This is a genomic window from Paraconexibacter sp., from assembly GCF_041602235.1.
Lineage (GTDB): Bacteria > Actinomycetota > Thermoleophilia > Solirubrobacterales > Solirubrobacteraceae > Paraconexibacter.
In genome coordinates this window covers 1-6,889 of sequence record NZ_JBFIGP010000212.1, presented here as the reverse complement: position 1 = coordinate 6,889, position 6,889 = coordinate 1, and the positions used below count along the sequence as shown (strand labels likewise).

The window sequence follows — 6,889 nt, the reverse complement described above, 5'->3', positions numbered from 1 at the left end:
ATCCCGAGGCTCTCGAGCGTGCGGGCGCTCAGGGCTTCCCAGCCGTCCTCTCGCCGCGCGAACCACGCGACGCCGCAGGGCACGCGGACGGTCGGGTCCAGCTCATCCCAGAGCACCGAGGCCCGGGCGGCATCCTGCGCGTGCCACACGTCGTCGCCGTGGGCGCAGCGGATCAGGCGCGACTCCCCGCCGCTGCCGGCCCGCACGTGCCCCGGCGAGACCGGCTCGACTAGCGTGACGTCCCAGCCGCTGCGAGCGAGCCGGTCGGCGACCGACGCTCCAAGGACACCGGCACCGCACACGATGACCGAGGAGCTCACGAGGCCGACGCTACCTCCGAGGCGACGGGGTGGCCAGTCCGCGCCCGCTCAACGCACCCGGAACGCCATCGCCTTGACCTGGGACGTCCGGTACGGCGGCGCGGCCTCGTGCGTGAGGCGCAAACGCCAGCGACCGGCCTTGCGCACCTTCTGCTTGAGCGTGACGGTCTTGTTGGCGGGCTTGCGCGACTTGTGCAGCGTCTTCCACGTCCCGGGGACCGCCTTCTTGCGCACGCCCTTCTTCTTGGGCTTCGGCGGGGAGTACCACTGCCACTGGGCGAGGATCTTCCCGCTCACGCTGCTCGCGCCCGGCGGCCGTCCGAGCGACACCCGCACGCGGCAGGAGCGCTTCTTGCAGGCGACCTTCTTGTCGCCCCGGTACACGGCGCGGAACGTCGAGACGACCTGGCCGGGCGCGACCTTCTCGATCGGCACCTCCTTGACGGCGGTGTTGCCGAACCCGTCGATCGCGATGACGTCGATCGTGTGACGACCGAGCGGCAGGTCGCTGCTCTTGTACCAGGGGGTGAGCCCCACGATCCGGTCGTTCCCCACGTCCGCACCGGTGAAGTTGCGGATCTCGTTGACGCCGTCGAACCGGAAGGTGATCCGGCCGATCCCGTTGGCGTCGGTGGCCTTGGCCTGGATGTCGATCTTGTCGGAGTACTGCTGGCCGGGGGCCGGGCTGAGCACGGTGATCTCCGGGGGCCGGAAGTCGCCGCACTCCTGGCCGGCGAGCGTGTCGATGCCCGCCACGGCCTGCTCGAAGGCCGTGTAGGCCGGCTTGCGCTCCCCGGTGGCCCTCAGCAGGCCGAAGTTCTCGTCCGGGTTGCTGGGAGTGCGTCCGCGGTCCTGGATCTCGAACCAGTAGGCGGTCTGGACGTACGCGTCCTGCGTGAGGCAGTGGGCGGCCTCGCGCAGGAACTGCGCCTGCTGGGCCTCGGTGACGCCCCCCGGCTTCCTCCCGGCCTCCAGGCCCTGGTTGCACGAGGTGGCACCGGTGGCCGTCGACCAGCCGATCTCGAGCAGGATCGGCTTGTCGTCCCCGTTGGCGAGCATCGTCTTGCGCACCTCGCGGTAACCGAGGAACGAGGTCTGGCCGAGCTTGCTGCTGTCGGCCGGGTCGCGGTAGTAGAGGTACGGCGACGCGATGTTGCAGGCGGTGTCGGCGTCGACGCCGACGGCGTCGAAGTGCCCCTTCGCGCCGCGATCGTAGGCGGCCTGCAGGAAGCGCCAGTTGCCCGAGGTGAGCGGTGTGAACACGACCTTCGCGCTCGGGTCCGCGCCCCGGACCGCGGCGGCCGACCGCTTCAGCAGATCGACGTAGCGGTCGGGCTCGGGGGCACCCGTCCAGAACACCTTCTCGTCGGCCTCGTTCCAGACCGCGAACGACGTCGGCGTGCTCGCCCCGCCCGCGCCGTGGCCGGCCAGGTGGCCGGCGAAGGTCCCCAGCGCCGCGGCGAAGCCCGCGGGTTCGGGCGGCGTGCTCCCCCGGGCCCCAGGGTCCGCGACGTCCCAGGCGGACGCCCCGAAGAACACGACGGTCACCGCGATCCCGTGCTTGTTCAGGTTGAGGATCGTCCGGGCGTACTGGTCCATCTTGCCGGTGTCGTACGCACCCTGCTTGGGCTCGATGACGTCCCATGTGACGAAGATCTTGGCCGTCTTCGGAGCGAGCTTGGTCACCTCGGTGACGAGCGGGTTCTCCGGCGGCAGGTCGCCCGGCATCACCAATCCGTAGGTGGCGGCGTGGGCGGGGGAGGAGACGCTGCACGCGACCGCTGCACTGCACAGCAGGGTGAGCATCGACGTCGTACGCATAGGGGCTGGACCTCGGAGGCGGAGATGGACGACGACCCCTGTGCGCGGAGCCTGATGGTGGTTGTAGCGCAACGGCGTGCTCGGCGATAGCGCCGCCGACACCCTGCTGATCGGCCGATGGTGCCGTGATCTGAAGGACCGCGCAAGGCGTCGCAGATTATGGTCGTGCGATGACCGCTCCCCGTACGGTGACCAGCCTGCTCGACGGCGCCCGGATCCCGCGTGCCGCGAGCTCGGTGCGGGTGTCCCGCAACCCCGCCCGCCTCGACGAGGTGGTCGCCGAGGTCCAGCTCGACGACGCGGGGTCGCTCGTCGAGGCCTGCCGGCACGCACGGGCCGCCCAGAGCGCCTGGGCGGCGACGCCCGCTCCGGTCCGCGGTCGTGCCGTGCAGCAGATCGGCCGGATCGTCGAGGCCAACAAGCACGCCCTGGCCCGACTCGTCACCGCGGAGATCGGCAAGCCGTATGCCGAGGCGCTGGGCGAGGTGCAGGAGATCGTCGACACCTGCGACTTCTTCCTCGGCGAGGGCCGGCGGCTGTACGGCCAGACGGTGCCGAGCGAGATGGCCGACAAGCAGCTGTTCACCTTCCGCGCTCCCGTCGGCGTGGCGACGATCATCACGGCCGGGAACTTCCCCGTCGCGGTCCCGGCGTGGTACCTCGTCCCCGCGCTGCTGTGTGGCAACGCCGTGGTCTGGAAGCCGGCGGAGTACGCCGCCGCGAGCGCGGACGCGCTGGCGCGCCTGCTGCGGGCGGGCGGGCTCCCTGCGGGGGTCCTGCAGGTGGTCCATGCCGACGGCGCCACGACCTTCGACGGTCTGGCACAGGCACTCGACGCGGGGCTGGTGGACAAGGTCGGCTTCACGGGCTCGACGGCGGTGGGAGCCCAGATCGGTGCGCTGTGCGGTCGTCATCTGCAGTCGCCGTGCCTGGAGCTCGGCGGCAAGAACCCGCTGGTCGTGATGCCGGACGCCGACCTCGACCTCGCCGTGGAGGGCGCGCTGTTCAGCGGCTTCGGCACGGCGGGTCAGCGGTGCACCTCGCTCGGGACCGCGATCGTCCATGCGGACGTGCACGACGCGTTCGTCTCCCGGCTGGTGACCGCCGTCGAGCAGGCGACGGTGGGCGACCCCTCGCTCGACGTCCTCTACGGCCCCATGATCGACGAGCGGTTCCTGCGGCGGTTCGAGGACGACCACCTCGGGCTGGTCCGTGACCACCACGCGATCCACGGATCGACCGCCGTGGGTCGCATCACCAAGGCGAGCCCTCGCGCCGGATTCGTCGGCGATCTCGACCCCGAGGGCGGTCTGTTCGTCCATCCCACGGTCGTGACCGGCGTACGCGCGGACGACGAACTGGCCAACACGGAGACCTTCGGCCCGCTGGTCGGAGTGGCCCGCTTCGAGGACTGGGAGGAGGCGATCGCCCTGGCCACCGGCCACGGCTACGGGCTGAGCGCCTCCATCTACACGACCTCCGCACGCTCGGCCTTCCGCTTCCGCGAGCGGTGCGGCGCCGGGATGGTCAGCGTCAACAACTCCACCAGCGGCGCCGAGGCGCACCTGCCCTTCGGGGGCAACGGGCGGTCCGGCAACGGCTCACGCCAGTCCGGGGTCTGGGTGCTCGACCAGTTCACCCGCTGGCAGGCGCTCAACTGGGACTTCAGCGGCCGCCTGCAGAAGGCGCAGATGGAGACCCAGGAGGTGCAGGCCGACCTCGACTTCCGGCTGTAGCCCCTCCTTGACCGCGCTCAGGCCCAGGCCGGCGGGCCGGTCCTGTACCAGCGGGGCGAGGTGGTGGGCGGCGGGGTCAGAGCCGCCCGCGCCACGAGCACGCTCGGTCGCGGGTCGGCGATGTGACGGCCCAGCGCCTCCCCGAAGGCGTCGCCCAGGCCGTCGACGCGCTCGGCGGTCAGACCGAAGGACGCCGCGAGGGCGACGTGGTCGGGCCCGACGAGGTCGACGCCCGACGGCTCGCGCCCGGCGTGCCGCTGGTCGTAACGCAGCATCCCGTAGCCACCGTCGTCGACGATCACGACGGTGAGCGGCGGACGCTCCTGGGCGATCGTCGCCAGCTCCCCGCAGGCGAAGAGGAACCCGCCGTCCCCGCAGACCGCGACCGCCCCGCGCGACGGCGAGGCCAGCGCGGCCCCGATCGCGGCGGGCAGCGCGTAGCCGAGCGTGCCCCACCCCATCGGGTACTGGAGACGGCGTTCGCCCGGGACGGGATGGAACCCCGCGAGCCAGTAGCCCGCGACGCACATGTCCGCGACCACGATCGCGTCCGGGGGAACGACCCGTGCCATGGTGTCGAGGAACGCGAGCTCGTCGGGGTGCTCCGCCCGCAGGCGTCGGCGCGCGGCGGCCCGCACCGCGGCGAGGTCGCCGTACCAGGCGCTCTCCAGACCGGGCAGCTCGCACGCGGGCGATGCGTACCCGGCGCCGGGCGGATCCTGTCCGGCGTCCTCCAGCCCCTCCAGCAGCTCCTCGCACCCGAGCACCGCGTCGGCGGTCACGACCGCGTCGGCGCGGTAGTTCTTCGTCGCGTCGGCGCCGTCGACGTTGACGGCCACGAGCCGCGGCGGCTGCGGCAGGCGCCAGTTCATCGTGGTCATCCCGTCCAGATCGCTGCCGACCGCCAGCACGAGGTCGGCACGATCCCAGAGATCCCCCACCTCGGGGAGATGCGGCGGCAGCTCGACGAGCAGCGGGTGCCCGGCCAGGAGCCCGCGCGCCGCGTAGGTCGTGAGCACCGGGGCGTCGAGCCGTCGCGCCAGCTCGCCGATCGCGGGCCCCGCGCCGGCGCGCAGCGCGCCGCCGCCCGCCCAGATGAGCGGCCGTTCCGCGGCGAGGAGGTGCGGCAGCGCGGCGTCGACGTCGGGCGTCTCCGCGTAGACGGGCGCGTCCGCGGAGATCGCCTCACCCCCGTCCACGGGCGCGGCCAGCACGTCGGCCGGGATCTCCAGCAGGACCGGGCCCTGCGGTGCGGCGAGGGCGGCGGTCAGGGCCTGGGCCGCGGCGTGCCCGACGTCGCTCGGCTCCTCGACCCGCACCGTCGCCTTCGTCACACCCGAGAACATCGCGCGCTGGTCGGCCGCCTCGTGCAGCGCCCCGCCGACCATCCCCGCACGACGCAGCGCGAGCGGCACGTCCGTGGCCACCACCACCAGGGGCGAGCCGCTGGCCCATGCCTCGCCGACCGCGGCAGCCGTGTTCGCCAGCCCCGGTCCGGTCGTGACGATCGCGACGCCCACCTCGCCGCCGGCCCGCGCCCACCCGTCGGCCGCGTAGGCCGCGGTCTGCTCGTGACGGACGCCGACCATCCGGACACGGCTGGTGCGCAAGGCCTCCCAGACCGGCAGGCTGTGGACCCCGGGCAGCCCGAACGCGACGCGCACGCCCGCGTCCTCCAAGGCACGCACGAGGAGGTCGGCGGCAGACGTCGTTCCCACGTCCGCCACCCTACGGGGCGCTCAGGCTGCGGGCAGCACCCGTGCCTCGATCGCCCGCAGGCGCTCGAGCAGGTCGGCGACCTCGGCGTCGTCCGCGGCCAGCGCCAGCGCCCGCTCACACGCGGAGATGGCGTCCGACGTCCTGTCGGTGCGGGCCAGCGCGTGCGCGTACCGCGACCACGCCTCCTCCCACTCCGGCGCAAGGAACGTCGCCTGCTCCGTGGCGGTCACCTCCCCGCCGAGGTCTCCGGCGAGGTGCAGTGCGGTGGCGAGGTCCAGCAGGCCTTCGGCGCTGGGGCCCAGCGTGCGCGCCTTCTCCAGGGCGGCGATCGCCCGCTCGCGGTCCATGAGCCGCAGCCGTACGCGACCGACCCGCTCCCACGCCGAGGCGTCCTCCGGGGCGCGGTCGGTGACGCGGTCCGCGGCCTCCGCGGCGAGCTCGAACGCCCGCATGTCCTCGTAGATCCGTGAGGCGAAGCGGTGCGGCGCGGGCCGCTCGCCTTCCACCCGGGCCCAGTCGCGCACGGACCGGCCGGCCGCCTCGAGGTTGCCCGCCTGCCAGAAGGCCAGGGTCATCAACCGCAGGACGGACGGGTTCTTGGGATCCGCGTCGCGCGCGTAGATCAGCCGCTGCGCAGCCAGCTCGTAGTTGTTCTCGTGCATCGCGTGCTGGGCGGCGAGGAGGAAGCGCTGCACGCGATCGGCGCCCGGGTCGGGCTTGGAGAAGTCGACGAACTGCAGCGAGTCGGCGGGCACGGTGCGCACGCCGATCTCGAACTTCAGCCGCGCCCACTGCTGGATGTCGTCGCCGCCGCCGGTGAAGTAGATGCCGGTGACCGACCCGACGCCCCACTCCGGGTAGGCGATGCAGCGCGCGTAGCGGTGCACGACCGAGTGGTCCGGGACGCGCGCGCCGAACGGGTCGTTCTGCTCGCGGTCGGCGGCCTGCTCGCGGGCGCGCTGCTCGGCCTCGTAGGCCTTGCGGCCCGCCTCCTCGCGCGCCGCGCGCGCCGCCGCGGCGCTGACCTTGACCGCGTTGCGCGAGACGGTGCCGCCCCGGGACTCCTCGGCGAGACGCTCGAGCTGGTCAGCGGCCTCGTTGATCGCCTTCAGGTGCCGCTCGTGCGCGAACTGCTTGCCGGGTGGGGCCAGATCGGGGTGCCAGATCTTCGCCAGCCGCCGGCGCGCCAGCTGCACCTCGCGCTTGGCGAAGGGGGCCTCGAGCTCCAGCAGGAGGAGGGACTGCTCGATGTCCAGGAACTGCGGCACGACCACCCAGGATATCGCGGCGCTT

Annotated in this window: 5 protein-coding genes; 1 reads left to right on the top strand and 4 read right to left on the bottom strand. The window is 73.0% G+C overall.

The window, feature by feature from the left end:
• A partial coding sequence (locus ABYE80_RS15140) for an FAD-dependent oxidoreductase (RefSeq protein ID WP_372791122.1) occupies positions 1–320 on the bottom strand: 320 nt, incomplete at its 3' end.
• Positions 321–368: 48 nt separating this feature from the next.
• Complete coding sequence (locus ABYE80_RS15135; RefSeq protein ID WP_372791121.1) at positions 369–2,126, bottom strand: Ig-like domain-containing protein; 1,758 nt, start codon at positions 2,124–2,126, stop codon at positions 369–371.
• 185 nt (positions 2,127–2,311) lie between these two features.
• Here ABYE80_RS15135 and ABYE80_RS15130 point away from each other — a divergent pair, with 185 nt between their 5' ends.
• Complete coding sequence (locus tag ABYE80_RS15130; protein WP_372791120.1) at positions 2,312–3,877, top strand: aldehyde dehydrogenase family protein; 1,566 nt, start codon at positions 2,312–2,314, stop codon at positions 3,875–3,877.
• A 17-nt stretch (positions 3,878–3,894) separates the two neighbouring features.
• On the opposite strand, the gene ABYE80_RS15125 is transcribed toward ABYE80_RS15130, so the two are convergent.
• Both ABYE80_RS15125 and ABYE80_RS15120 read right to left on the bottom strand, forming a co-directional pair.
• Positions 3,895–5,595, bottom strand: a complete 1,701-nt coding sequence (locus ABYE80_RS15125) for a thiamine pyrophosphate-binding protein (protein WP_372791119.1) — start codon at positions 5,593–5,595, stop codon at positions 3,895–3,897.
• A gap of 21 nt (positions 5,596–5,616) precedes the next feature.
• Positions 5,617–6,889, bottom strand: a 1,273-nt coding sequence (locus ABYE80_RS15120; RefSeq protein WP_372791118.1) for a hypothetical protein, incomplete at its 5' end; no start/stop codon positions are given.

What these genes read in the sequence shown, in the direction of transcription:
- ABYE80_RS15130 (WP_372791120.1), top strand. Translation starts at nt 2,312, where the DNA reads ATGACCGCTCCCCGTACGGTGACCAGCCTGCTCGACGGCGCCCGGATC.
- ABYE80_RS15135 (WP_372791121.1), bottom strand. Translation starts at nt 2,126, where the DNA reads ATGCTCACCCTGCTGTGCAGTGCAGCGGTCGCGTGCAGCGTCTCCTCC.